General features: G+C 52.9%; 25 protein-coding genes. 16 read left to right on the plus strand and 9 right to left on the minus strand.

The window, feature by feature from the left end; genetic code table 11:
* The first annotated feature begins 137 nt into the window (after positions 1-137).
* Positions 138-2,540: a DUF2298 domain-containing protein gene (locus KTE_RS19000; RefSeq protein ID WP_201383560.1), complete on the plus strand. Its 2,403-nt coding sequence runs from the start codon at positions 138-140 to the stop codon at positions 2,538-2,540.
* Positions 2,541-2,612: 72 nt separating this feature from the next.
* Entirely contained in the window at positions 2,613-5,171 is a 2,559-nt protein-coding gene (locus tag KTE_RS19005; protein WP_201383562.1) for a flippase activity-associated protein Agl23, read from the plus strand.
* Between the two features lie 109 nt (positions 5,172-5,280).
* Here KTE_RS19005 and KTE_RS19010 read toward each other — a convergent pair whose 3' ends face one another.
* From KTE_RS19010 to KTE_RS19025, 4 genes are all read right to left on the minus strand, one after another.
* The gene (locus KTE_RS19010) at positions 5,281-5,892 is read right to left on the minus strand and encodes a hypothetical protein (RefSeq protein ID WP_201383564.1); all 612 of its coding nucleotides are present in this window, start codon (positions 5,890-5,892) and stop codon (positions 5,281-5,283) included.
* A 332-nt stretch (positions 5,893-6,224) separates the two neighbouring features.
* Positions 6,225-7,352 (minus strand): PLP-dependent aminotransferase family protein, encoded by a 1,128-nt coding sequence (locus KTE_RS19015; protein WP_201383566.1) that lies wholly within the window; start codon positions 7,350-7,352, stop codon positions 6,225-6,227.
* Positions 7,353-7,387: 35 nt separating this feature from the next.
* Positions 7,388-7,795 (minus strand): zinc-binding dehydrogenase, encoded by a 408-nt coding sequence (locus KTE_RS47580; RefSeq protein WP_236600668.1) that lies wholly within the window; start codon positions 7,793-7,795, stop codon positions 7,388-7,390.
* A complete protein-coding gene (locus tag KTE_RS19025; protein ID WP_201383570.1) occupies positions 7,744-8,334 on the minus strand; it encodes an alcohol dehydrogenase catalytic domain-containing protein in 591 nt (196 codons plus the stop codon). Before KTE_RS19025 ends, KTE_RS47580 begins: the two co-directional genes overlap by 52 nt.
* A gap of 523 nt (positions 8,335-8,857) precedes the next feature.
* Here KTE_RS19025 and KTE_RS19030 point away from each other — a divergent pair.
* The 7 genes from KTE_RS19030 to KTE_RS19060 all read left to right on the plus strand — a co-directional run bounded on the left by KTE_RS19030 (position 8,858) and on the right by KTE_RS19060 (position 12,339).
* Positions 8,858-9,439: a hypothetical protein gene (locus KTE_RS19030; RefSeq protein WP_201383572.1), complete on the plus strand. Its 582-nt coding sequence runs from the start codon at positions 8,858-8,860 to the stop codon at positions 9,437-9,439.
* 130 nt (positions 9,440-9,569) lie between these two features.
* Positions 9,570-10,151 carry a glucosaminidase domain-containing protein gene (locus KTE_RS19035; protein ID WP_201383574.1) on the plus strand — a complete coding sequence of 194 codons (582 nt, stop codon included), beginning with the start codon at positions 9,570-9,572 and terminating at the stop codon, positions 10,149-10,151.
* The gene (locus tag KTE_RS19040; RefSeq protein ID WP_201383576.1) at positions 10,148-10,450 is read left to right on the plus strand and encodes a hypothetical protein; all 303 of its coding nucleotides are present in this window, start codon (positions 10,148-10,150) and stop codon (positions 10,448-10,450) included. Before KTE_RS19035 ends, KTE_RS19040 begins: the two co-directional genes overlap by 4 nt.
* A gap of 40 nt (positions 10,451-10,490) precedes the next feature.
* A complete protein-coding gene (locus tag KTE_RS19045) occupies positions 10,491-10,814 on the plus strand; it encodes a single-stranded DNA-binding protein (protein WP_236600483.1) in 324 nt (107 codons plus the stop codon).
* Positions 10,815-10,884: 70 nt separating this feature from the next.
* Positions 10,885-11,868, plus strand: a complete 984-nt coding sequence (locus tag KTE_RS19050) for a CHC2 zinc finger domain-containing protein (RefSeq protein ID WP_201383580.1) — start codon at positions 10,885-10,887, stop codon at positions 11,866-11,868.
* Between the two features lie 4 nt (positions 11,869-11,872).
* Entirely contained in the window at positions 11,873-12,151 is a 279-nt protein-coding gene (locus tag KTE_RS19055) for a hypothetical protein (RefSeq protein WP_201383582.1), read from the plus strand.
* A complete protein-coding gene (locus tag KTE_RS19060; RefSeq protein ID WP_201383583.1) occupies positions 12,148-12,339 on the plus strand; it encodes a hypothetical protein in 192 nt (63 codons plus the stop codon). Before KTE_RS19055 ends, KTE_RS19060 begins: the two co-directional genes overlap by 4 nt.
* A gap of 226 nt (positions 12,340-12,565) precedes the next feature.
* Here KTE_RS19060 and KTE_RS19065 read toward each other — a convergent pair whose 3' ends face one another.
* A complete protein-coding gene (locus tag KTE_RS19065) occupies positions 12,566-13,333 on the minus strand; it encodes a hypothetical protein (RefSeq protein WP_201383585.1) in 768 nt (255 codons plus the stop codon).
* A gap of 416 nt (positions 13,334-13,749) precedes the next feature.
* Between KTE_RS19065 and KTE_RS19070 the strand changes: the two genes are divergently transcribed.
* Complete coding sequence (locus KTE_RS19070) at positions 13,750-14,952, plus strand: hypothetical protein (protein ID WP_201383587.1); 1,203 nt, start codon at positions 13,750-13,752, stop codon at positions 14,950-14,952.
* A gap of 57 nt (positions 14,953-15,009) precedes the next feature.
* Here KTE_RS19070 and KTE_RS19075 read toward each other — a convergent pair whose 3' ends face one another.
* Positions 15,010-15,417 (minus strand): response regulator, encoded by a 408-nt coding sequence (locus tag KTE_RS19075; RefSeq protein ID WP_201383589.1) that lies wholly within the window; start codon positions 15,415-15,417, stop codon positions 15,010-15,012.
* Between the two features lie 166 nt (positions 15,418-15,583).
* Between KTE_RS19075 and KTE_RS19080 the strand changes: the two genes are divergently transcribed.
* The 4 genes from KTE_RS19080 to KTE_RS19095 all read left to right on the plus strand — a co-directional run bounded on the left by KTE_RS19080 (position 15,584) and on the right by KTE_RS19095 (position 18,578).
* The gene (locus KTE_RS19080; protein WP_201383591.1) at positions 15,584-15,790 is read left to right on the plus strand and encodes a helix-turn-helix domain-containing protein; all 207 of its coding nucleotides are present in this window, start codon (positions 15,584-15,586) and stop codon (positions 15,788-15,790) included.
* A 10-nt stretch (positions 15,791-15,800) separates the two neighbouring features.
* Positions 15,801-16,964 carry a site-specific integrase gene (locus KTE_RS19085; protein WP_201383593.1) on the plus strand — a complete coding sequence of 388 codons (1,164 nt, stop codon included), beginning with the start codon at positions 15,801-15,803 and terminating at the stop codon, positions 16,962-16,964.
* A 277-nt stretch (positions 16,965-17,241) separates the two neighbouring features.
* Positions 17,242-17,694: a VOC family protein gene (locus KTE_RS19090; protein ID WP_201383595.1), complete on the plus strand. Its 453-nt coding sequence runs from the start codon at positions 17,242-17,244 to the stop codon at positions 17,692-17,694.
* Positions 17,695-17,972: 278 nt separating this feature from the next.
* A complete protein-coding gene (locus KTE_RS19095; protein WP_201383597.1) occupies positions 17,973-18,578 on the plus strand; it encodes a GtrA family protein in 606 nt (201 codons plus the stop codon).
* A 194-nt stretch (positions 18,579-18,772) separates the two neighbouring features.
* On the opposite strand, the gene glgP is transcribed toward KTE_RS19095, so the two are convergent.
* A complete protein-coding gene (glgP, locus tag KTE_RS19100; protein WP_201383599.1) occupies positions 18,773-21,328 on the minus strand; it encodes an alpha-glucan family phosphorylase in 2,556 nt (851 codons plus the stop codon).
* A gap of 399 nt (positions 21,329-21,727) precedes the next feature.
* Positions 21,728-22,381, minus strand: coding sequence for an ABATE domain-containing protein (locus KTE_RS19105; protein ID WP_201383610.1), 654 nt, complete (start codon positions 22,379-22,381; stop codon positions 21,728-21,730).
* Positions 22,382-22,533: 152 nt separating this feature from the next.
* Between KTE_RS19105 and KTE_RS19110 the strand changes: the two genes are divergently transcribed.
* Both KTE_RS19110 and KTE_RS19115 read left to right on the plus strand, forming a co-directional pair.
* Entirely contained in the window at positions 22,534-22,992 is a 459-nt protein-coding gene (locus KTE_RS19110; protein ID WP_201383612.1) for a VOC family protein, read from the plus strand.
* 41 nt (positions 22,993-23,033) lie between these two features.
* Positions 23,034-23,957 carry a pyridoxamine 5'-phosphate oxidase family protein gene (locus KTE_RS19115; RefSeq protein ID WP_201383614.1) on the plus strand — a complete coding sequence of 308 codons (924 nt, stop codon included), beginning with the start codon at positions 23,034-23,036 and terminating at the stop codon, positions 23,955-23,957.
* 87 nt (positions 23,958-24,044) lie between these two features.
* Here the strand turns inward: KTE_RS19115 and KTE_RS19120 are convergent, their stop codons facing one another.
* Complete coding sequence (locus tag KTE_RS19120; protein ID WP_201369200.1) at positions 24,045-24,737, minus strand: response regulator transcription factor; 693 nt, start codon at positions 24,735-24,737, stop codon at positions 24,045-24,047.
* Positions 24,738-24,958: the final 221 nt, after the last annotated feature.

Below are 24,958 nucleotides of genomic sequence, written 5' to 3' on the forward strand. Positions count from 1 at the left end.
GACACTCTTGACCCAGAGGGGCGTTTGTGCGCAGAGGCAGGCCCAATGGTCATGACTGTAGAGCTTGATGATATGAAGGAACGGCAGGATGTGCCGTTTATATATTTAGTAGAGTCCTCTATTCAGGTTGAGAAGCTATGCTGGAATTATTACAGATGTGGGCGCTGATTGAGGTTATCGGTCTGATCGGTTTCCCACTCGCTTTGATGGTCTTTCATAATTTGCCCGATCGGGGCTGGGCATTTAGTAAGTCGCTGGGAGCGATTGTCTTTGTATTTTGTGCCTGGTGTCCGCTGATGTGGCTGCGTTTTTTGCCCTATACCCGGCTCTTTCTGGTGGGAGTGCTGTGTATTCTCGCGGCGCTGGCGCTATTTGGCTGGAGGAAGACATATCACGAGGTTGGCAAGGTCCTGCGTGTGAACCTGGGATATGTGATAGCGACCGAGATTATTTTTCTGGGAATGATGTGTCTGCTGGGATGGGTACGCTCCTTTGGTCCTGAGATTCGGGGCTGGGAGATGTTTATGGATGAAGGCTTCCTGGCATCTATTCTGCGCAGCGAGCATCTCCCGCCAGCTGATATGTGGTATGCCGGCTCGCCCATCAACTACTACTATTACGCGCACTTTTTTATCGCGACGCTGGCGAAACTGCTCAATCAACCCTCCTATATTGCTTTTAATACGGGTATCTGCCTGCTCTTTGGCTTAACTGGCCTCAATTTCTTTGGCGTGACCTGCAATATCGTGGCCTGGGCGCGTTACCTACGCAGCAAGGTGCATGCAGGAGGGACTGTCTCACAGGAGCATCCCTCGACGGTGTATCCGCCGCTGGCGGGCGGCATTGTCTTTGGCCTGCTCACGATTGTGATGGCCCTGCTCATGGGCAACTTGGCCGCGACACAGTTATGGTGGCAGAACCATGGCATGGTAACGACCACGTTTGACCAGGCCTACACCTTCTGGGTTGGCCCCTCGCGGGTCATCAATAAGACGATCAATGAGTTTCCCGCCTTTAGCTTTCTCCTGTCCTGCTTTCATGCGCATGTGCTGGCCTTTGCCTTTACCGTGCTGGGGATTGGCGCCGTTTTCAATCTCTTTTTAGAGCCTACAGGGCGCGGCTTAAACGTCTTTGGTGAGAGCTGGCGGCTGGTACTGACCCTTGTTTGCACCGCCTTGATCCTGGGTGGGCTCTTCTTGATGAATGGGTGGGATTATCCAACCTATGTGGGACTTTGTCTGGCTTGTATCGCGCTTCAACAATGGCTTACCTACCAGCGGAACTTTTCGTGGGTGTTGGTCGTCGATATCGTTGTGGCCTGTGTCTCGCTTGTTGTGTTGACATTTCTGTTGTATCTGCCCTTTTTTATCACGTTTGTCTCGCCAGCGCAGGGCGTGGGACTGGTGAAGCCGGGAAATCGCTCGGCGCTCGGTAGCGAGTGGCTTATTTACGGTATTTTCGCCTTTGTGGTGCTCTCGTTTCTCTTTGCCAGCGCGTTGAAGCGCCCACTGCTGGACCTGGCGGAGCTGTATCCGCAGGAGACACCCTCCTGGTTGACACTGAGCAATTCACGCTTTGCCTGGTTACTTGTGGCTATCTTACTGGTGGCGGGCCTGCTGGTTCTGGTCCTGGTACCTAATAGCGCCACGCTTCTGGTGGCGGCGGGTATTGCGCTGGCGGCGTTTCTGCTCGCGCTCTATCACCTGGGAGACCGCGCCCATGCCTACCCACTTTTGTTGGGGGCCTTAGCCTTTCTGCTCATCGCGGGCTGTGAAGTCTTCTTCCTGCGCGATGTCTTTGCGGACCAGGACCCGCGCATGAACACAGTCTTTAAATTCTATTTTCAGGCCTGGGCGTTGCTCTCAATTGCCTCGGGTGCTGGCTTATACTTTCTCTGGCAGAGTTTTCGCCCTGTGAAAATTGGCGCACTTGTGGCATACTGGTGGCAAATGGCTGGAGTCGTGGGCTGGTATGCATTATTGCTGCTCTTCCTGTTGTCTGGCATGCTCTATCCTTTGCAGGCCCCCTATGCGCGTTATGGGCCAGGAAAATTTCCTTTGCCGAGTCGTCTGTTGGCCTCAACGGGAAGCTTAAATGGGCTTGATTACTTACGGAGCGATCCAACGTATCCGGGCGACTATGATGCTATTCTCTGGCTCAACACGCATGTACAGGGGAACCCTGGCATCGTGGAGGCGGTTGGCGCCGAATATTCTGAATATGGACGGATCTCCATCTTTACTGGCCTGTCGAGCCCGATCAACTGGCCTGGGCATGAACTGCAATGGCGTGTGACAATGTTGCATACAGCGCAGAACTCGGAGGATTTCAACCAGCGGCAGACAGCGGTTGACTTAATCTACCAGGATCCTGATAAGAAGATAGTCCTGCAAAATATGGCGCGTTACAACATCCAGTATCTATACGTTGGGCCTTTAGAGTATCGAAAGTACCAGGCGGCTGATCTCCATCGTTTTGCCGCTTTTATGCAAATTGTCTATAATGCGAATGGTGTGACCATTTACAAAGTCAACGTGTAATCACGGGTTGAAATAGATCAAGCATTCACTTGAGCGATTATTTATGCTAAGCCGTGCAAGGAGGAAGAGTCTTTGAAGCGACCAGATACTGACACTCGTCGAGATGAGCCTATCCCTCAGCAGACGATTCCAGATGAGCAAACACAACTGGAACAGTCAGAGGAGGCTCTGAGTGAGGGGAGGACCGAAACGCAGCCTGAAGCTGTGAGCACTGCATTGCCCCTGGAGCCGTCCCATGCAGAAGTACCAGGGGCGGATGAAGAGCGTGCTGCAAGCGCGCCGGAGCAAGAGGATGCGTCTGTGGCGACGCATGTTGTGCGCAAAGATGAGGAGCAGTCGGAGCGTGAGTCCCAAACGCTTGAGGAGGAGCAGCCCTCATTTGAGACAGAGGCCTATGCAGAGAAATTACAGCCGTCTGGCCAGGGCTTTACCTTCAAACTCCCCTCGCGCGAACAGGTAATCGCCTGGGCGCCTTTTCTCGGCCTGGTCTTGCTGGGCGCTATCCTGCGTTTCTGGAACCTGGGCGATAAGCCTCTGCATCACGACGAAAGCTTGCACGCTTACTACTCGCTGATGTTGATGCACAACATGGAGAATTGGCTGAGTTGCTTTAGCCCTACCAGCAGTTGTTACCACTATGATCCGTTGCTGCATGGTCCCTTCCAGTTCCATGCCATTGCCCTGGTGTACAAAATATGCCAGTTACTGGGATTTTCGGACAATGGCGTAAATACCACAACGGTACGCATCGCCGCCGCGACCCTGGGGACGGTGATCGTTGGTTTACCTTTCTTTATTCGCGATTATCTGGGAAAATATGGGGCGTTGCTGGCCTCTTTCTTGCTGGCGATCTCGCCCAGTCTGGTGTATTTCTCGCGTTTCGCGCGCGAAGATATCTACATGGCCTGTTTTACCCTGCTCCTGGTGGTCTCGATGGCGCGTTACTGCCGTGATCGCTCGCTGAAATGGTTGATCACTGGCTCGGTTGCCTTTGCGCTCTCTTACGCGACCAAGGAGGCGACCTTCCTCACGGTTGCGATCCTGGGTAGCTTCTTTGTGGGCCTGGTCGTCTGGGATATCGCCGTGCGTTTCCCATTTGCGCAGGACATACCCGAGGGTGCGCCAAAGGCAGCAAAATTCCTGCCCCGAACGTGGGCGCCCCTGGCGTTGCTGATTCTGGCCGTTGTGGTTGCGCCGGTGGCTCTGGCCTTCTTCCATTACATGCACGCCGTCTCGCTCTATATCAATGATCCCAAGACGCAGCCACTGGCGAATAATTTTGTGGCCAATCTAAAAAACATCACTGTTGCGATTGTGCCCTGGTTGGGCATCGCGCTGGGCATTTATGTGCTTGTCATTCTGATGCTGGAATACTTCGAGAAACTGCCTGTCTACGACGGGCGTCGTCGGGGCGTGGCGAAGTCTGTTGATCCTGTGCGCCAGCCCTTGCTTGACGTGGTTACGACGATGCCCTGGATGCACTGGGTCTTTGCTATCTTGTGTGGCTGGGCGGTCTTCTTGATCCTGTTTACGGTCCTCTTTACCAATATCCGTGGCGGCATTGGGGATGGCATCTGGCAGGGCTTGTATTACTGGTTGCAGCAGCAGCAGGTCGCTCGTGGCGAGCAGCCCTGGTACTACTACTTTATGCTGATCCCGCTGTATGAGCAGATCGGCCTGGTCTTTGGTCTCGTGGGCGTGGTACGCTGCCTCCGGCGCCCATCGCGCTTCCGCCTCTTCCTGGTGTACTGGTTTGTGGGTAGCGTCTTCATCTATTCCTGGGCGGGCGAGAAGATGCCCTGGCTGATGATCCATATGACGATGCCGATGATGCTACTGGCCGCGCTCGGCTTGCAGCCAGCGGTGGTGACGGTTGTAGACTGGGCGCGCCAGCGCTTGAACGCGCGGGCAGGCACTCCCGTGGGTGTACCGGTGACTTCTCGCCCTCCGTCTTCGGGACGGGTCTTTGGCTCTATTGCAGTCCTCGTGCTCGCGCTACTGCTGCTCGTGCCAACGCTCCAGAATATGTTCCAGGTCACATATGTGCATGCCGCCGATGGTCCGCACGAAATGATGGTGTATGTGCAGACGACCTTTGACGTCAATAAAGTGATGGCGAAGGTTGACGCTGTGGATAACAAGCTGTATCACGGAGAGAAGAAACTGCCGGTTAGCGTGGTGAGCGATGCGACCTGGCCCTTCGCCTGGTACCTGCGCGATTATCACCAGACAACCTTCTTGAACATCGATTCGCAGAATGTCTGCCCTCCGCTCTCAACCAACGCGCCGGTGGTGATTGTCGGTGGTGACTGCCTGGCGACCTATAAAGCGCTCTACAAGAACCAGTACGTGGTCTCGACCTATCATATGCGTACCTGGTGGGACGAGGGGTATAAGCCGCCTCCTTGTGTGCCGACAAATACGAATAACTGCGCCGGTCAGCCAACCTGGGGAGGCGTTGGCCCCCTGCTCTGGCTCAGCTATGGCGACATGCCGCCAGCACATGCGCAGTTTAACCCGGCAAGCGCGGCCTCCCACATCTGGAACTGGTGGTGGTACCGCCAGGCCATCGGCAGCACCGATGGCTCATATGACATGGCGATCCTGGTCCGCAAGGACCTGGCTAAATAAGTGAGCTGCCCGACGCTGCTGAAGCACGCGTCTACATATAATGGCCCCATCATATGTAGACGCGTGCTTCAGCAGCGTCGGGCCACATATGGCTTCCTATTGCACACTCCTAGAGCGTGAGGGGTTTGAGGAGTTGATATTGTTTGGCGGCAACGATGGCCTGCTCTAAGATAGAGCTGATAACTGGAAGTAGGCGTGGGTGTGGCATCTCCTGGAAGAGAAGGGTGACCGCCATGGAGAAGGGAATTTTGCTTTTGCTCAATCCGCCCTGCCCTTTAGCTGCTGGTAGAAGGGCGCCATGGCTCATAAAGTAGCAGGACCAGTAGCTGAGATGATTGTAGTGAAGTGCCTGGGTCTGTTGGGGCGGGAAAAAGGCATCAATGCTCTGAGGCATGAGGCCGCGTCGTTCGAGGAAGATCCGTTCTATGGCCTCTGCCATTTGGGGATTGACGACGATCTCTTGCGAGAGGAAGGGGTTCTGAAAGACCATCATGCGCAGTTCCAGGTAGAGTTGTCCTGTCGTCGTGCGGTGATGACCAACCCAGAATTGAGTGACCTGAATATGGAAGTAGTGGATGAGCGCCTCCCCCAACCATTGCAGGAGTTCATCAAAGTGCGTGACCTCGGCTGCGACCAGCGGGAGGCGAGTGAGTATGGCTCGCTGATACTGGTGCAGGCGTATCCCATCATGCCTGTAGGCGAAACCCTCTGGATTGTTCACAAAACCCTCCGCACATGCATCTATTTCTTGTATAAATACTTTTGAGGTGTGATCGCTAAGTTATTGCTTATAACTATATACGAAAATAGAGCAACTGTGTCAATATTATAAAGTCGCATTTCGCAATATTAACGATTATTTAATATTGTAGTATCGCGCTTCAAACCGTTTTTATGGGATTGAGTAGCGTGGTAGGTGTAGTCTATGCCTGTCCTGCATGTAAGAAGAGCGTTGATGAAAAGGAAGCAAACAGGAATGTATGAGAAGACTGTAATGGATAAGGAGAGGTGGTAGCAGAGAGCCTGCGAACAGGCTCTCTGCTAGAAACTAGCTTAGGCGCGCACCAATTCGGCGAGGCGTTGCATCCCGGCCTCAATCTCTTGAGGTGTGAGGGCGCAGAAGGGGAGCCGCACAAAGCGGTCACCTGTATGTGCCTGGTTGACCTGGGCGTTCAGGTGGTCCGCGAAGAAGCCGTTCCCATCAGTGAGCAAGAGCCCTTGCTCTTTGGCACGCTGGAGCAAGTGCTGGTAGTTACTCTCCTGGGGCAGGGTGATGCTGACAAAGAAACCACCCTCGGGCTCGGCAAAGTCAATACCCGGCAGGTAGGTCTTGATGGCGGAGATCATCGCCTGCAAACGTGGGGCATAGAGTTGCTTCAGATTCTCCAGGTTGCGCTTAAAGTGACCGCGCTCGTGAAACTCCAGTACAGCGGCTTGCGTGGGAAGCACCGGGGCGAGCGTCGTGTCCTCAGCCAGCGCGATGAGTGGCTTGACGATATCGCGTGGGCCGATGAGATAGCCGACACGGATTCCGGGACTAATGAGCTTGCTGTATGAGCTGACGGTAATGGTTCGTTCGGGGTTGAGTTCGCGCAGTAGCGGCAGCGTTTCGCCACTGTAGCGCAGCGTGCGGTAAGGCACATCCTCAACCAGGTAGAAACCATGCTTCTCCGCCAGTTGCGCCAGAGCCTGGCGTTTCTCGCGGGAGGTCGTCACACCAGCGGGATTCTGGAAATCGGGCACGATATACATAAAGCGAGGCGTATAGCGAGCCAGGGCCTCTTCCAGGGCCGTAATATCGACGCCATCGAGCGCGAGCGGAATACCGATCACTTTGGCGCCACGACGGCGAAAGGTCTTGATGGCCCTATCATAGCTGGGCTGCTCGGTAAAGACGACTTCTCCGGGCTGGACCAGTTGAGCGGTAAGCATATCTTGCAGGTGTAGCGAGCCATTGCCAATGAGTACTTGGTCGATGTCTACCTGATACTGTTCCGCGAGCAATTGTTTGAGGGGCACATAGCCACCGTTATGCCCATACTGGAGCACAGTTTTTCCGTCTGGACCCGCGAGAACCGCTTGCAGGCACTCGCTAAAGAGGGTCGTTGGCAAGGCCTCGAGCGCGGGCACGCCGCGTGTAAATGAAATATTGTTACTGATGGACGAAGTGGTCTTCTGCATGCTTTCACAAACTCCTTTGCATGTTTCAGGTAGAACTACGTATGTAGCAGCACAATTTTCCCTTGCACCTGGCCTGAGGCGAGCAATGCATGAGCCTGGGCTGCCTGTTCAATAGGGAGGACACGCGCAATCAATGGGGTAAATGCCTTGTCCGCAATGAGCTGGAGAATATTCTGCTCGTCGCGTGGCGCGGCACGTAGCTGCCCGCCGCCGATGACCGTTAAGCGCTTGAGGCGCCAGGTCTGTGTGTCGACGGTGCTCTCCTTGCCTCCCAGGTTGCCGATCAAGACGACACGCCCATTAGGTGCACATGCTGTAATGCTCTGCTGTAACGTTGAGCCGACCAGTTCTATAACGAGCTGGACCCCGCCGAGCTTTTGTAGCTCCGCGCCTACATCCTGCTGCTGATGGTTGATGACCAGGTCTGCGCCAAGCTTGCGCAGTTCCTCTGCCCGTTCCGTCGAACTGGCGGTGGTGGCGACCCAGGCCCCCGCTGTTTGGCGAGCTGAATCGCCGCGGTGCCAACGCCGCTGGAGCCTGCCCAGATAAGGACTCGCTCATCGGCTTGTAGCTTTCCCAGGTCGAAGAGACTGCCCCAGGCAGTTGAGGCGGCAAGGCCAGCGGCGGCGGCCTCTTCGAAGCTCACCCCTGCTGGCAGGCGAGCCAGGTGGTCGGCGGGAACCGCGATTTTAGAGGCGTATCCACCGCCTCCCGTGGCCTCGGCGGCGCGAGTGGTCAATACATGCTCTCCTGCATGGAAGCCATGGGCATCCGCGAGCACGATCCCTGCGGCTTCCAGCCCGGGAGTAAAGGGCAGGTGTGGGACAGGACGATTGCCATCACGTTGAAAGAGATCCAGGCGGTTGACCGTCGTAGCTTTGACCTCGATCAGTGCCTGGTCGGCTGCTGGTGTTGGATCCGCTACTTCCTGGACTTCAAGGACTTCTGGCCCACCATAGCGAGCGAAGCGTACTGTCTTCATCCTTGTTGTTTGCCTTTCTAGCACACGAGGCTGCAACAGAGTTCTCCATTGAAATGTTGGCTTTACATATGTGCGGGAGTATTTGCAGATATTGTACCTTATCTTTTGGAGAGGGACGATAGCAAATACTCTCGCGCTCAAGCAACAATATCAGTATTTGTACGTTTGGTAACTAATCTGCACCATTTTGCATAGTCTCTGATGTAAAAATGATGTACATCATTGCGAGCATTATTGGCAAGCCCTTTAAGGTTTTTACCATGTTGGCTCAAAGATCGTCGCCCCTTTTGCTTTTAGGCATTCATGGAACGGTTTTAAGTAAGGCGATGGGTTCCGCTCAAAGAGGTCTAACTCAAACGCGTTTCTATCGATGTCTCGTCGTGGAGTGAAGAATAAGCGCTTCATTAAGTCCCACCCCTCGGGACTGGATGCGTAAGCATAAAGCTTTGTTATCTGGATATCAGGATATTGCTGGCAGGCAAAAGTGATTCGGTGCAAATCTCCTGAAGAGACACAGGCAACCATGGAAGCACTGCTTGAACAGGCTGAAGTGTGTGCAGCATTCTATGGGGCAAGTGAGGCACCAAAGCGTGTCCCAGAGTTTCTCGTACGGGCGCGTCAAGCGGTGGTGCTGGCGAAGAGTAGCGATTACCACTACTACCACCTATCGGACTACCCCGATTTTCGCCTGGTGATATGTGGGTTGCATGATAGCTACATCCATCTTCCCGTGTGGGAGATGCGAACCAACAAGCGCTACAAAGCGCGTGAGACAGCGGTTGCTATCACTTCGCCCACGTTTGAGCGGCTTCGCTGTACGCAGTTTGGACACAACATCTTACTCGGTGCACTGATCGAAGGCAATCAGGACGCACTCACCTTTACAAAGACGCTCCCACTGAGAACGCAAAACCGCCTGGAGCATGAGAAAGAGGATATCCAGGCGAGGCGCTACCAGGTCGACCGCTGGCGTTTCTCACGGATGCAAAGCGGCACGAAATTGGCGAAAAGATCAGTACAAGCCTCAAGCGCTACCATGAACACAAGCGCTTACGAATCATGTAATGCAGAAGGCATACCATACCTGGTATGTCTTCCTGTTTAAAGACAAAAAAGTAGGCGGTTCTCTGCATGTATAGTTTTGCGACTGTAACCAGAGAATCCCGCCTGTGGAAAAACTTTGCCCCACATGGGCTATTATACCATGTGGGGCTTTCTGTGGAAAGGATCTCCACATGCAAAAAACACTTCTCACGCTTCTCTTTCTCTTGGTTGCGGGTGGGTGTGTCTACATCTGGGCGGGCGCGAAGCAATACACAATCCCCACCACGTATGCAGCCTCGCACACTCTGAACGCGCCCACCTCGGACACGATCACGAGGCCACCCACCATCTCGGCGGCGTTCATTGATCGCGTGCTAGTAGCGGCGGGTTCGCCTGCGCAGGGCATTGGACAAACGATGTATGACCAGGGCGTGACGTACGGCATTGATCCCGTGTTCGCTCTGGCGTTCTTTCACCACGAAAGCACTTTTGGCCTGCGAGGCGTGGCAGTGGTGACGCTGAGCATTGGCAATATCCGCTGCACCACCGGCTGGCGATGCGACCCGAGCGGCGGGTATCGGGCCTATTCCTTCTGGCGGGCCAGTGTCGCGGACTGGTACGCCCTCATGAAAACAGTGTACATCGCAGAAGGCCGGACCACGGTTGCAACCATCATTCCCAAGTATGCCCCCCAAATGGATCACAACGACGAAGGGGCTTACATCCAGGGCGTTATGGCCGACGTGATTCGCTGGCGAGGAGGGCAGCTATGAGCACAGCGACAGCGGTTGCAACCGCGATGGAAGAACCCAAGGAAAACCCCGTCTGTCAGCAACTGGGCCACGCCTGGCGCTCCACTTCTCAACATTTTCGACACTGTACGCGCCTGGGCTGCACGAAAGAGCAGCGCACCTATGGCTATGACAGCAATGAGGGCCACTGGCTATGGGTCGACGTGAACGCACGCATTGTCACCCTGATCATGTGGCCGGGCCTGATCCCGACCTATCCTGAAAGTGAAACCGTCTGGGAACAGCAAAAACGAATGGAGGGAACCCATCATGCTCTTTAATCAAATCACCGTTGCAGGCCGTTTAGGCCGTGATCCCGAGATGAGCTACACCCCCGCTGGCCAGGCCGTGACCAAGTTCTCTATCGCTGTTGACCAGGGCAAGGACAGAGACGCGATGTGGCTCAACGTTGTGTGTTGGGACACCTTGGCCGAGCGTGCCAATGAACGTTTCGCTAAGGGCGCGGAGGTCTTCGTGCAGGGGAGGCTAACGATGCGCGCCTATGAGGACAAGAGCGGCGCGAAACGCCAAGCCTTTGATGTGGTAGCGACCAGCGCCCAACTGACGCAGCGACCGCAACACGCACCCGTTGCAGTCGGACGGGTCGATGACGATCTTGGCGACTTGAACGGCCACCCCTTCTAGTGTGTTCATGAGTGGAGACGCCCGACACCTCCAGGTGCTCGGGCGTTTTCTGTGGAGGAAAACAACGTCTATGCATACGGTTGCTATCCCTCGCATGGTTGGCACGCTGGAACAGGTGCGCCACTATGCTGATCTCTTTGTCGGGCGGTGGTCTGACTTTGCCATCCAGACCACCAACGGCGGCTATGTTCGGGCCGGGCGTTCCCTGGAACTGGAAGACCTGTTGAAACATTTCCAGGGCTGGCGCACGCTGGGAACCTATCTCATTGATGGGCAGGGCATGTGTCGCTGCTGTGTCTACGATGACGATAGAGAGTGTGGCCTGCTTCAGCTCCTGCAACTGCAAGAGGTCTTGCGCCAACACGGCCACGTCTCCTACCTGGAGCGTTCCCGGCGCGGCGGTCACCTATGGGTGTTTTTTGAAGAACTGCTTCCAGCCTCGCAGGTGCGCGACTGGTTTCTCCCCTTCTGTCCGTCAGGTGTCGAGTTCTACCCCAAACAGAGCGAGGGCGGCGCGTACGGCTCGCTAATCCGTCTCCCCCTTGGCGTGCATAAGAAGTCGGGCCAGTGCTACCCCTTCTTCTTCGATGACGATGTGTATGCCCTCTGGCGAGGCGTCGAGGACCAGCTGCACCGGCTGATGAGTGTGCAGCGCAACCCCGTTCCAGCTTCGCGTAAACAGCCTCTCGCGTCCGTAGGCGCGACACCCACGCAGCCACACCACCCATCGTTAGCCCCTACAGCACTTACACACCTGACCTATTCGCAGAACACCATACACGCCTGGTGTGAGATGCAAGACCCCTTCGCGGTCATTGGGCGCTATGTCCAGCTAGACCAGCGGGGCATGGCCTGTTGTCCCTTTGGTGATCACCACCAGGGCGGGCGCGATCGTCACCCCTCATTCAAGGTCTATCAGCCCAAACGCGTTAGCGGCTCTTCCTGGTTTTGCTACACCTGGAACCGGGGCGGCAACGTCTTTGATTTTCTCTGTCACTGGTACAACGTCGATGCCGCCACCATGTGGCGCAGGATTCAGGCCGGGGAGGTCTAACACCATGAAAAGAGATATACCCTGTGTTCTTACGGTTATTCGTCGTGGCCTTGAAGAGAAGGAACTAGAGAAAAAGCCGATTGAAGATGTGTTTTCAGCTGCCAATGGCGATCTCCACTTTCTCATTCACGCGCTGGCTGAAGCGTACCTCTCAGAAGAAGAACAACAGCAGATTGAAACCGTGTTAGACCATCATTCAGACTGCGTGTACACAGCGCTGGCTCGTATAACTTGCCGTTGGCCTCTCTCTGAGCGGGCGTTCCTAGAAAGGCCCTTAGAATGATTGGACTGCTTCTCATTGCTGCTGTGATTGTGATTGTGCTTTGTGCCTACTGGCCTAAGAGCGAGCAAGAGGAACCGAGGGACGCGACAGCGCAAGAATGGATTGAAGCCGAAGAGCGCGGCGAAGTGACCATTCTTGACGATCACGGCACTGATCACCCAACCGTCGAATTTCGGCGGCGAAGATAACGAAAAGAGTATAACCAGCCCTTATAGCACCTGTTAAAGGGCTGGTTGTACATATTTTAGAGCGTTGTACAAAGATGTAAGCCATGATGAACTCTGTGTGGCTATCCTCCTGTTACGGCAGAGGTGAAACAACATTTATAAACGATGCTCTAGAGTCTACCATAGCAAACTCTAGAGTATACTGACGACAACTTCAACGCCTGTAAGTGATGATGTCCGCTTGCTACTAACTGGGAAGTCTCCAGAGGTCATCCTCGATAAAATGTGCAGTGGTCGACGTCCCAAAGGCTGCCACTCCGAAGGATGATTGGCAGTCCCGAATAGGTGTATCCAGTTTCACCTCATGGCGATTGACATAGAACCTGCACTGATCAGATTGTACTTTCATACCAATAGAAAGCGGAAAGGTGATGGGAAACGAAACCTTTCCCGATTGCTTAAATGAGCTGAGGATATTGACCGTGACTATTCTATAATTTCCATCTTTATCGATCAAAAACATATCACCAGCCGACACAACACCTTCCTCCTGGATGTTATAGGCAATGCCGACTCCCCCATCCCCATGACTCTGCATATCTCTGAAAACAACCTGGTATGCAACATTATTAAACCCAGACGTTCCGCTACGGGGGCAGCCCTTATAATATGATTGGTCTAGTGCTATCTGATAACTACCGTCCTGAAAATCACACCCACTCTGCTCCCAATTACTATTTACCTGACTCAGATCCTCATGAAAGATGCTTGTAGCAACGAAAGGTGCGGGAAACGCATTCGGTACAGCATTTGCCGTCGCCTGATAGACAGCCGTTCCGGTTGATGCATATGCAACCGCTGTTTTCGTTCCATTCCTTACGGCGGTCTCGGTGGCCTGGACAGAAAGATCGTGTTGATGTCTATTGTTCTGATCCTGTGCTATCCAGATAATGCTTCCCACGATAAGCAAAAGGGCAAGAAAAAAACTGGCCCAAAGCATTCCTTTACTTTTCATTCCTTGTTCCTTATCAAATAAGTCATATGCACTCCTGCAGATAACCATACAAGCAAATGGGTGATTTCTACCAGGACAAGAACCGGACACATTCCGGCCAAACTGCTCCAAATACTTTAAATGCCAATTTTTATTTACACTGCTTCTCTTAAGAGAGACATTACAAGCCGTCAAAAAAGAGCCTTTGCAAGAGACTCTTTTTCTTACTCATTTTGGAGGGTTCTATGAAACATTGCTCGTTTTGTTTTTTTATCACTTTTCTCGTGGAGCCTTGCGAGAGGCTGTGCTCAATATGGTTGCAGTTTCATTTCTTATGAACCAGGGGCGCGGTCTAGTAACACGCGCCCCTCTGTGTACCGATTTGGCGTGATGGTGCCGCTTCTAGGGCCATTTAAAGGCCGAAAGGAATTGTGTGTATGGCATCTTGTACAAAAGCGGTTCTTGTAGGCATTGATACACTCGTGATCAATGCGCATTTTCCCCAGCATGAGCAGCTGGCCGAGGAACAGAAGAAGGCCAAACAGGAGACATACGACGCGCGTCTTTCCGCTCTTGTGGAGCAACTCTACCAGTGGCAAGAGAAGGCGCAAATCGCGAAAGAGCCACAACTCACCACGTGGGAACATGAGGGAAAAGCGTTTTTGATGTCTCCCAACGGGACACAGACGCACTACTTCTTGCTCAAGAACGGGTACATCGATCTGATGATGGGGCCACATCTACACCACGGAGCGCCTGCGCGGGTGCGCTTCTCTAGTGAGTACCTGTGGCGGCGTGGCGTCGATGATGCTGTGATGAGCACACATATGTTTCTCAGTAGCCTCTTGCAAGAGGTCGTTAATCTCCAACCGGCAGAAATGCACCTGTGTGCCGATATAGCGGGTTTTCACATCCCTCGCAACTATGAGCGGGTGTTTGTCTCCCTCGCCACCAAGTGGCGGCCAGTGAAAGAGTCTCAGCTAGATAAACCTGTCTACCGTCACCACCGGCTGGAGACGTTGCAGTTTAGTGGGCATGGCAACCCTCTTAGTGTGACGATCTACGATAAACCGGCTGAGATCGAGCAAAAGTCCCGTGAAAAGCGATGGTTCTATGATCTCTGGAAACAGCGCCAATGGGACGAGCAGACGCCCGTGTGGCGCATTGAATGCCGGGTGAAGCGTGAAGCCCTCCACGAGATGGATATAGAGGATGTGTATGAAGCCATAGAAAAAGCCCCCGCCATCTGGGCCTACTGCGTTGGGCATCCAGGGCAGAAAAAGGGTTGGATTCGCATGGTCGAACCCAACACAAAAGACTCCAATCGGCGGCGATGGGAGACAGCGGAGGCATGGCAGACAGTGCAAACAGCGTTCCTGTCCGGCTGGCGCGATGTGACCGACATTGAAGCTATCCAACGTGAGCGCAAGCGCGAAATTAACCTGGACCGGGCCGAGAAGGCCATAGCAGGTTACACCACCACCTATGGGGCGTGGCTGCAAGATGCGCTTAGCCCGGATGCTGATGCTTCTATGGTGCTGCAACGGCTCTATACCAGAATGCTTGAAATCTGGGAGGAGCGCGGCGTTGATTTCCAAACATTGCGACGTCAAAAGCAATGTGTGTATCACATTTCCTAGTCCCTGATGATTTGATTCTTGAAAAGCGTTCTCTCTATAAGGGAAGAGGCTTAGACGTCATGCCTCAATTTTCGGCGAAGTGGAAGCCGCATGTGCAAGGCATTTTTCAACCATATCAAGCAATTCATCGAGATGAAAGGGCTTGTACAGAATGGGAATGCCTTTTTGTTCAAGGATTGCCTCTTGTTGCAAAACATCAGCAAGGCCTGCAGTACAAAGGATAATAGGGATATGCATAGTTGGGCGATGGAGTTTGAGTTTCTGCAAAAAATCCCATCCATCTCGGTGAGCACCAAATCTGAAATCAAGGAGAATGAGATCAGGTTGAAGGCGCTCAACATCTATGACATCCTCAAAAATCATTTCTGCAATTGTTACTTGATATCCGCCTTCCTCTTCTAAGACAAGGCGCATCATTTCGAGAATTGACGGATCGTCATCAATAATCAAAAGATGGGCAGACATGACGTAAAAGCTCCTTTCCGTGTTCTAGAATGGCATCAGGCTTGGTCCGACAAACTTTATACTCAAGTATACGGATGAGTATTCGTATCAGATGCAGTTTGATTTTCAATCATATTAACCTCATGTGTCAACTGGCACACGAGGTTTTTTTATGGAGGTTGCCAGTATGCAAAAACAAGTAACCACGGCACCAGGTGAGTTACAGCCCTTGCTGACAATCCCTGGTACGGCAAAGATGCTCAGTGTAAGTGAACGCATGGTATACAAGCTCATTGACTTTGAAGGCTTACCCACGATTTCACTAGGGCGATCAGTGAGAATTGATCCTGTTTCTCTCAAGCGGTGGCTTGTAGAGCGTGAAAATACACGGTAGGAGTTAGTATATGGCTGGACGTAGAAAACACGGCGAAGGAACACTTTTTAAACGTGCTGATGGACGCTGGCAAGCCAGTTTTATTACCTCTAATGGTAAGCGCAAGTACTTTTACGCCTGGAAGTCGTCAGAAGCGCTTGAGAAGATGCGCAAGGCTATGCAAGAAGACCAGAAAGGTCTTCTTGCATCTGGCAAACGTATGCTCATGAAAGACTATCTTCCTCAGTGGCTAGAGGTTGTAGCCAAGCCACAGATTTTTAGCGGGACTTACGTCCAATATAAATCTACGCTTAATAAACATTTGCTTCCCGCCTTTGGTAGTACCATGGTGCATAAGTTGACTGTTCAGCAGGTACAGTCCTTCTATGCACAAAAGCTGGAGGAAGGGCTAGCACCTGGGACTGTCATTTTTATACATGGTGTTTTGCATATGGCTTTAGAGAATGCAGTAAGTTGGGGGCTTATATCGCACAATGTGACTGACAAGGCAAAAATGCCTAAAAGAGTACGCCATGACTACCGCACTCTAAACTTAGAAGAGGCGAAAGTGTTGGTAACATTTGCCCGTGCTTCTCGACTAGAAGCTCTGCTTATAATGGCTCTTACAACCGCCATGAGAAGGGGTGAACTTCTTGGCCTGCGATGGAGTGACATTGATTTTGAGAATAAAACGCTTCAGTTAAGGCGTTCTCTCAGACGTGTGCGTCATGTAGGTTTTGTTGTTAAGGAACCCAAAACCAAAGCTGGCAGACGCAGAATTATGCTTACGGACTATGCCATAGAGGCTCTCAAAAGACACAAGCGCCTGCAAGAAGAACGGCGTGAAAAGTCTACAGATTGGTCTGATCTTGGCCTGGTGTTTCCCAATACTCGAGGTGGATACTGGGACCCTGATCACATGGTGGACGTTTTTAAGAAGATGCTTGCCAAGGCCCAACTCCCTCCGATAAGGTTTCATGATCTGCGACATAGTGCAGCGACCTTGCTCCTGGCCATGGGTGTACACCCCAAACTGGTTCAAGACCTGTTGGGGCATAGTACCGTAGGGATCACGATGGATACTTACTCACATGTGCTGCCTTCTATGCAGAAAGAGGTCGCAGATAAGATGGGTTTTGCTTTTACATTTGAAGAGGATCAGGAGGAAGGAAAGGATCAGAAAGGGGAGAATTGATGTAAAATGTGATGTAAATTGCTAGGTGTATAGAGTTTCTGCAACATAAAGCCGCTTTTTAAGCGGTTTTATTGTTGCCTGTTTTGAGGTTTTTGGGAGTTGCAGATATTGTACCGCACTTTCCCTGCGGATGCCGAATAAGACTATGTCTATTTACTCTTGCTTTTAGAACAAATGTTTTATATAATAGAGAGGCCGACGTGAGAATAGTAAGGTAGACATGGTTTGTAGCAGTTTTATGAGCTGTTGCTCATTGGTTGGTTAGGGATCGTCACATATGCAACTAGTAACATCACTTTCCCTCATTTCTATCCTGGTGCAGGACCAGGATGCCGCGCTTGAGTTCTATACCGATATTATGGGGCTAGAGAAGTGCCTGGATATTACCTATGCTCCAGGTCTACGCCTGGTGACTGTGGCCCCCAGGGGGCAGCGAAAGCCGCAACTGGCGCTGGCGAAGCCGGGTATTTATCATGATGAAGCCTGGATGCAGGATGTGTTGAGGCGCATGGATCCGCGCAATCCCTGGATGTTTGCCACAAACAATTGTGGTGAAACCTATGAAAAATTGACTGCCCGAGGTGTGCATTTTCTTCAGGCTCCTACCAGGCAACTTTATGGAATCGAGGCTCGTTTCACTGATCCTGATGAGAATATGTTTGCACTATTAGAGCCTTTTCCCGAGGCACGCTCACTCTGCCTGGCTCGCTGCATTGGGACAGCCGCCTGACTTCTCGCGCCTGCGGCGCTCGCTTTCTAGTAAGTAGTGTGGAGCGTCCTGGCAGCTGCAGGCTGCCAGGACGCTCCACACTACTTACTAGAAGAATATATCTCCTGATCCTCGCTGAAAATCCCACAGGTTTAAAATGCTTCTGGAGAACACCAGCACCCAGTAGTACTCATGGGGGCCTATCTTTCATGTGTTACTTTGGTCGAGGATTGGCCGTCTTGCATTCGTGAACAGAACATCCTGTGCAACGATTCTATGCAAGATTTTTGGAGATACGTATGTCGTTAAGTAACCTGGAAGAAGTCTCTGTAGAGTCGGTTCTCCTTGAGGAGCCAGCTGCATCTGTAGTGCCTGCCACCCCTGCCGACGTTCCTACACGTTCCTACCATCCCTATTCCTGGAGCGTTGCGAATCGCGTGTTGGATGTCGTCGATACCTTAACTGGCGGTCGCGCTGGCATGCTCCAGCGTTTGAGCAGTTACGTTGTGATTGGTGGTGTCGCGGCAGTTGTCAATCTGATTGTGTATTATATTGTTTATCACTTTGTTCCAGTGCCAGGAACGGATACGGTGCATCTGGTGGTTGCTTTCCTCTGTGCGACCGAAATTTCTATCATGGCCAACTTTGTCCCCAATGACTACTTTACCTTCCGGCATGTTGCGGGAGCTCGCCAACGTTCGTGGCTCCAGCGCTGCCTGCGTTTCCAGCTGACTTGCATTAGTGGCAGCGCGCTGACCGCCTTGATTCAATTTAGCCTCGTTTACCTGGTGCATGTCTGGCCGCTGTTCGCCCAGGCTTCCGCGCTGATCATTGTGCTATTCTACAACTTTACTGTTCATCATCTGTTTACCTATCGGCATGTGAAGACTGAGAAAACGCTCTAATCGTTAGTCTGTAAACAGAAGAACCAAGTTACGCGAAAGACAAACTCTCTCCTGGGGCGGAGGATATGTGGCTGGCAGGAATATGCCCATTGAAGCTATGTGACAGAAGAAAAAGATAAGCAAGCGAGAGGCTGCCCACATCATTGTGGACAGCCTCTCGCTTGTTCTACTTTACTGGGAGGCAGGGCTTTCTATCAGGCCCAGCGAATCAGGCCCATCTCGTACTTACCTTTGAGCAGGGGATGGGTGGGGACGACGCGGACGTTATAGGCGATACTCCCGCTATCCTCCGGTTGCAAGTGCGCTTCGAAGCGATAGGCTCCGTCTTGTTCGCGCTTGCTATACTCCATGGGAATGGTGTGCTGGGGGATGGCCAGTTCGTCTCTTGTCTCGCCATAGACCAGTTCAACGCTGATATCCTCGGGGGCCAGGTTATTGAGGCGTACCCAGGCTTTGACGGTAATGCCTTCACCCAGGCTGAGCTGTCCCTCGCGCTGGCCCTGGACATAGAGCTGGACGCCATCCCAGTACTTCTGAACGCGCTCCTTCCAGGTTGCCAGGGCGCGTACCTCTTCATACGAGTTCTCGCCGACCTGGACGCTCTGTTCTATTTCTGGAACATAGTAGCGCTGGGTATATTCCTTCACCATACGGCGCATGCTATATTGGGGTGTGCAGGTACGAATAGCCTCTTTCATGGTACCTACCCAGCGGTGAGGCACGCCAGACTCGCCACGTTCGAAGAAGGAGGGAACTACTTCCTCTTCCAGCAGGCGATAGAGGGCAATACTATCGGCCTCCGCCTGAATCTCCTGGTCATGGTATTCGCGTTCCTCGCCAATAGCCCAGCCATTCTCACCATTAAAGCCCTCGGCCCACCAGCCATCGAGGATACTACAGTTGGGTTGTCCATTGAGGGCGGCCTTCTGACCACTGGTGCCGCTGGCCTCGTAGGGGCGAATGGGCGTGTTCAGCCAGAGATCAGTGCCTGACACCAGGTAGCGCGCCATATCGATATCGTAGTTCTCCAGGAAGACGATCTTGCCCTTGAACTCTGGACTGCGAGAGGCGCGATAGATCTGCTCAATCAGCGCCTTGCCTGGATCGTCCGCGGGATGGGCTTTGCCTGCGAAGACAATCTGCACCGGGCGCTCAGGATTATTGAGCAAGCGCTTGAGGCGTTCGAGATCGCGGAAGAGGAGCGCCGCGCGCTTATAGGTGGCGAAGCGGCGCGCAAAGCCAATGATAAAGGCTTTGGGGTCCAGGAACTGCTCGAACTCGTCAATCTGGAGTGAGCCTTCGCCCAGGCGTAGATGCTGTTGCTTCAGGCGCTCACGCGCGTAATTGATTAGCAGCTCCTTGCGTGTAGCGTGAACCTTCCAGAGTTCATCATCGGGGAGCATATCGATGCGCTTGTCCCAGAACGCAGGATCATCGACGTAGCGTCCCCAATCGGGATCGAGGTAGCGTCGGAAGAGCGCGTTGATCTCGGGCGCGATCCAGGAGAAGGTGTGGACGCCGTTGGTGATATAGTCGATGGGTACCTCGTCCACGTCCAGCCCAGGCCAGAGGAACTGCCACATCTTGCGTGAGACCGCGCCATGCAGCTTACTGACGCCATTATGCTGTCCCGTAAGCTTGAGGGCCAGCACCGTCATGCCATAGGTCGAGCCCCAGCCGTGATCCTCGCGGGCGACCTCCATAAACTGGTCGCGATTGAGTTTGAGCAGGCTCCAGTAGGAGCTGAAGTACTTATCGACCAGGTCATAGTTAAAGGTATCATTGCCAGCCGGCACCGGCGTATGCGTGGTAAAGAGCGAGTTTGCGGTAACAACCTCGCGCGCCTCATGAAATGTCAGCCCTTGCGCTACCAGTTCACGACAGCGCTCCAGGCTGAGGAAGGCGGCATGGCCTTCGTTGAGGTGCCAGGCCGCGGGCGAGATGCCCAGGGCGCGCAGGGCGCGTACGCCGCCAATACCCAGCACGATCTCCTGCGAGATGCGCATCTCACGATCACCTGCGTAGAGACGCGCCGAAAGTTCGCGATCATGGGGCGCGTTTGGATCGACGTCCGTATCCATCAGGTACAGGGGCACACGGCCAACCATGAGCTTCCAAACCTTGGCATAGATGCGTCTGCCAGGCAGGTCAACGCTAATGACTACCTCATTGCCGTCAGGCCCAACCGCGGGGGTCGCGGGCGCCTCGGAGAAGTGCAGCTTATCATAGAGCGCCTCTTGCACACCATCGCGGGTAACGTGTTGGATGAAGTATCCTTGTGGATAGAGGAAGCCCACGCCCACAAATGGCAGACCCAGGTCGCTTGCCTCTTTACAGTGATCGCCCGAGAGAATACCCAGGCCACCGGAGTAAATGGGGAGTGACTCATGCAGCCCAAACTCCGCGGAGAAATAGGCAATTGTCTTATCTTGCAGGTGTGGATAGTTTTGCGAGAACCAGGTCTCGTCCTGGCGTGGGTGCATGTAGTGATCGAATTCGTTGATGACGCTGTCGTAGCGTTCCAGGTACTGGCTGTTTGTGGCGGCTTGCTCTAGTTTCTGTGGCTCCGCCTCGCTCAAAAAGCGTACCGGATTATGCCCAACCTGTTCCCAGAGTTCTGGATCAAGCGAACTATACAGCTCGCGAGCCTCGGGATGCCAGCTCCACCAGAGATTGTACGCCAACTCATAGAGGCGACTGATACGAGATGGCATAATGGGAAAGACCGTTATGCGACCGTAGACTTTCACAGGTCTAGACTTCCTTTCTTCTCGCGGACGAAGGACATATGCAACGCTTGCGCAATCAATTTCTGCCATGTACAGGTGTGAAGCAGGGCGCCCGCCACATCAGGAGTGTTTATTTCTCCTTATTATAATCACATGTGGGCGCGTCGCGCTTGAATAAGCGGTGCTCCCGACGATGTCTCCTCCCAACCAGGCATGGCAAATCCTGCGAAAAAGATAAATGATGCGTATGTCTCTCAACCCTCTACCAACACCGGAGGGGTGTATGTGTATGAGGACCCACTTTGGGGTGAGTACTCACGTATCAACGTATTTCAGTATGAATAATGAGTGTACGTATTTCCAGTATACAAAAAAACAGCACAAAATAAAAAGGTTCTCTAGCAATTTTTTATACCTTTACTAAAGCTCCCCTTTTCCTCTTTTGCCTGCTGCTTGTTGTCGCTTGGCCTCTCGGTAGCGTTGGGCTGAGCGCGCCCTATCCATACATCCCAGGCTACACCAACGACGTGTCGCGCTTTTCGTTGTGTCATAGAAAAAGAGAATGCAGCGCTCATTCTCACAGTGATGCAGGCGCTTTCTCTCGCCCTGGCTAATGAGGCGCGAGGCCGAAAGGGCAATGGGCAAGAGCATCAGGCCTTGCGTCGGATCCGTGGTGTGGGTTCTGGGGACCAACTCTCCCTGCTCGGTGAGGTCCAACGACGTATAGCCCGTTCGCAGAATCGCATTGAGGATGGCCACGTCCTCCTTCTCTGGCATGCTTCCCGTTACAAGCGCGTTAAAGATGGCTCGCAGGGCCGCGCGCAACGTTTTGAGGGTATTGAGCAATGCCGTATCATACATAATTGGCTCTTCGTTCTCTCTGCGCACCTCGTCGAATTCAGGATGGCGTTGACATGTCTCTTGCCACCAGCGAGCCACATCTTGGGATGTCATCAGCAGATCGCCTCGTTTCCCGCGTGTCATGACCTCTGTATTTACCAGGCTGAGCGCCAGATTCTCACCATCAACGAGAAATGGCGTCTCATATTGAGTTCTCCCTTTTTCCTCAAGCATACACAAATTCCTCCTTGCTCTATTATCCAACACTATTGGACTATTGACAAGGACAATTTTTCAGGGTACACTCGAATTATCCAAGCCAAATATTATTTAGATATGGACATTTTTAAAAGTTTGCATACTATGTTGCTTCAGGAGGAATCGCAATGTCTACTGTTACTCCGGCACTTCAGACTGGTCATATTGGCCTTAATGTCAGCGATATCGAGCAATCGAAACATTTTTATCAAGCCGTCTTTGGCTTCTCTGTAACCTGGGAGTCACAGGAGCCAGGCCGTCGTTGTGCGTTTCTCGGCGATGGCCAGCGGTTGGTCTTGACCCTGTGGGAGCAGAGCCAGGGAGCCTTTGCGAAAGACCGCCCTGGTCTTCATCACCTTTCATTTAAAGTCAATGATATTGCGGAAGTGCGTATCTTCGAGGCTCGGCTCAAGAGCCTTGAGGCCCATTTTTTGTATGAAAGTGTTGTGCCTCATGGCGAGGGGCAAGATTCGGGCGGTATCTTCTTCACTGATCCTGATGGGATTCGTCTGGAAATCTATAGTCCCAGCGGGGCCAGTGAGAACCCAGCCCCTACGGCCTCAGCTCCTACCTGCGGCTTCTTTTAGTTTTTGCCTTGTTGTCATCCCTCTGTGAAGGAGATTAGTGTATGCTGGATTATCATGCAGGAGAGCTTGAGGTGCAGGGGCAGGCGGGAATACCGCCCAGGGCATCTCGCGTGAACAAAAGCCTTCGCCCCACGTTGCCGCCTATTGCGCAGACATTTCTGCACGAGCAATATATGGTTGTTCTGAGCACTACTGATAGCGAAAGGCGTGTCTGGGCATCGATACTCGCTGGAGAGCCTGGCTTCCTTAAGACACCCGATGAACAGACCGTAAAGATCAGCGCGGCTCCTGGCCTTTTTGATCCACTCTCAAAGAATCTCCAGATCGGAGGGGCAATTGGAATGATCATGATCGACTTCGCGACGCGCAGGCGTATGAGGGTTAATGGGCGGATAAAAAGTGTACAGGGGGAGATTGTGGTACACACGGAACAGGTTTACTCCAACTGTCCTAAATACATTCAAGCCCGCGTGTTGCCAGGTGCGAACACGAATGAGCCCCCATCGTCCGCTCCTCTTACACCGCAGCTTTCTCCAGAGGCAGTCTGCAACGCAGCGTTGACTAGTGAGCAACGCACATGGATAGAGCGGGCAGATACTTTCTTTATCGCAAGCAGTCATCGTGAGGGTGGCTCTGATGTCTCGCATCGCGGGGGGACTCCAGGCTTTGTACAGGTTGAGAATGCAACCCGGCTGGTGTTTCCCGATTACTCGGGCAACAGGATGTTCCAGACTCTGGGTAATATCAGCGTAGAACCACAGACTGGCTTGCTCTTCCTTGACTTTAAGAGCGGAGATACGCTCCAACTCACTGGTAAAGCGCAAGTAATCTGGGAGAAAGAACGCGTAGCCGCTTTTGCTGGCGCCGAGCGCCTGGTAGAGTTTAGCATTGAAGAGGTCATCGAGACGAAAGGAGCTGTTCCGCTGCACTGGCAACTGGTAGAGTACTCGCCGTTTCTACCTTAAAAGAGGCACAGGAAAGGAGGGTGGTTTGACTTCCAAGTGGATCTTTGGAATGGGCCGCCCTTCTTGTTCCTGTGCTCTGGTTGAAAGCTAGCTTTCGTTGTTAATCTTGATCCAGCCGTGGCGGAGCGCGTGTACAACAGCCGCTGTACGGTCACTCACCGAGAGCTTCTTCAAGATAGAGGTGATATGGTTTTTCACCGTTTGATCGCTGATCTTCAATGACTTGGCGATCTCTTTGTTGCTATTCCCCCGTGCGATATAGTCGAGAATTTCGACCTCGCGGCTTGAAAGGGGCGAATAGCTATCCTTGGGGGTACCCTCTTCCTTCTCCACGGTTAATTCGTGGAATGACCTGAGGACGCGGCTGGCAAGCTGCGGTTTGGAGAGGACATCATCGTTAATCAGGTATTCGCCCTGACTGACTTTACGCACGGCATCGACAAGTTCTTCGCTTGTGATGTTGCGTGTGTAGTATGCGGCTGCACCAACCTTGATGGACTGAAATAGGCGTTCCTCGTCCTCGGAGGGCGTAAGCATAATGATGGCCGTCCGTGGAGCAAGATGACGCGTCTGCCGGGCTATCTCGAGTGGATCAGAGGAAGTGAGACCTGCATCGATAAGGGCGACATCAGCGGTATTCGTGCGGATAATATCCAGCACTTCTGTGGCGTCGGTCGACTCTCCAATAATTTCGCAGTTGCCCATCCTTTGGAGGGTGGCGCGAATACCCTCGCGGAACAGGGGTTGTTCATCAATAATGATGACACGTATCGTTTCCATGCAAATCCTTCATCGAAGAGCAGCAGACAGCGTGGGGGGCACCACCGCGACACTGCCTACACTCTTAATATTGCAAAAACTCCTAAATCACGGCACTGGCTAAAAGAGCCTCTTTAAACCAGTAATATGGTCCCTGTGGTGACAGGGGAAAGTACTATTACCTTTGGTGTGCCCATTATACACACAAAACGTCCTGGGAACAATTGGTTAGGGACAAAAAT

This window comes from Ktedonobacter sp. SOSP1-85 (genome assembly GCF_016587415.1).
GTDB lineage: Bacteria > Chloroflexota > Ktedonobacteria > Ktedonobacterales > Ktedonobacteraceae > Ktedonobacter.

Bases quoted from the DNA above. Each gene is read 5' to 3' on its own strand.
- KTE_RS19075 (WP_201383589.1), bottom strand. From the start codon at position 15,417: ATGTCTGCCCATCTTTTGATTATTGATGACGATCCGTCAATTCTCGAA.
- KTE_RS19115 (WP_201383614.1), top strand. From the start codon at position 23,034: ATGCTGGATTATCATGCAGGAGAGCTTGAGGTGCAGGGGCAGGCGGGA.
- KTE_RS19060 (WP_201383583.1), top strand. From the start codon at position 12,148: ATGATTGGACTGCTTCTCATTGCTGCTGTGATTGTGATTGTGCTTTGT.
- KTE_RS19120 (WP_201369200.1), bottom strand. From the start codon at position 24,737: ATGGAAACGATACGTGTCATCATTATTGATGAACAACCCCTGTTCCGC.
- KTE_RS19085 (WP_201383593.1), top strand. From the start codon at position 15,801: ATGGCTGGACGTAGAAAACACGGCGAAGGAACACTTTTTAAACGTGCT.
- KTE_RS19000 (WP_201383560.1), top strand. From the start codon at position 138: ATGCTGGAATTATTACAGATGTGGGCGCTGATTGAGGTTATCGGTCTG.
- KTE_RS19090 (WP_201383595.1), top strand. From the start codon at position 17,242: ATGCAACTAGTAACATCACTTTCCCTCATTTCTATCCTGGTGCAGGAC.
- KTE_RS19045 (WP_236600483.1), top strand. From the start codon at position 10,491: ATGAGCTACACCCCCGCTGGCCAGGCCGTGACCAAGTTCTCTATCGCT.
- KTE_RS19095 (WP_201383597.1), top strand. From the start codon at position 17,973: ATGTCGTTAAGTAACCTGGAAGAAGTCTCTGTAGAGTCGGTTCTCCTT.
- KTE_RS19050 (WP_201383580.1), top strand. From the start codon at position 10,885: ATGCATACGGTTGCTATCCCTCGCATGGTTGGCACGCTGGAACAGGTG.
- KTE_RS19105 (WP_201383610.1), bottom strand. From the start codon at position 22,381: ATGCTTGAGGAAAAAGGGAGAACTCAATATGAGACGCCATTTCTCGTT.
- KTE_RS19065 (WP_201383585.1), bottom strand. From the start codon at position 13,333: ATGAAAAGTAAAGGAATGCTTTGGGCCAGTTTTTTTCTTGCCCTTTTG.
- KTE_RS19015 (WP_201383566.1), bottom strand. From the start codon at position 7,352: ATGCAGAAGACCACTTCGTCCATCAGTAACAATATTTCATTTACACGC.
- KTE_RS19035 (WP_201383574.1), top strand. From the start codon at position 9,570: ATGCAAAAAACACTTCTCACGCTTCTCTTTCTCTTGGTTGCGGGTGGG.
- KTE_RS19040 (WP_201383576.1), top strand. From the start codon at position 10,148: ATGAGCACAGCGACAGCGGTTGCAACCGCGATGGAAGAACCCAAGGAA.
- KTE_RS19110 (WP_201383612.1), top strand. From the start codon at position 22,534: ATGTCTACTGTTACTCCGGCACTTCAGACTGGTCATATTGGCCTTAAT.
- KTE_RS19025 (WP_201383570.1), bottom strand. From the start codon at position 8,334: ATGAAGACAGTACGCTTCGCTCGCTATGGTGGGCCAGAAGTCCTTGAA.
- KTE_RS19080 (WP_201383591.1), top strand. From the start codon at position 15,584: ATGCAAAAACAAGTAACCACGGCACCAGGTGAGTTACAGCCCTTGCTG.
- KTE_RS19055 (WP_201383582.1), top strand. From the start codon at position 11,873: ATGAAAAGAGATATACCCTGTGTTCTTACGGTTATTCGTCGTGGCCTT.
- KTE_RS19070 (WP_201383587.1), top strand. From the start codon at position 13,750: ATGGCATCTTGTACAAAAGCGGTTCTTGTAGGCATTGATACACTCGTG.
- KTE_RS19030 (WP_201383572.1), top strand. From the start codon at position 8,858: ATGGAAGCACTGCTTGAACAGGCTGAAGTGTGTGCAGCATTCTATGGG.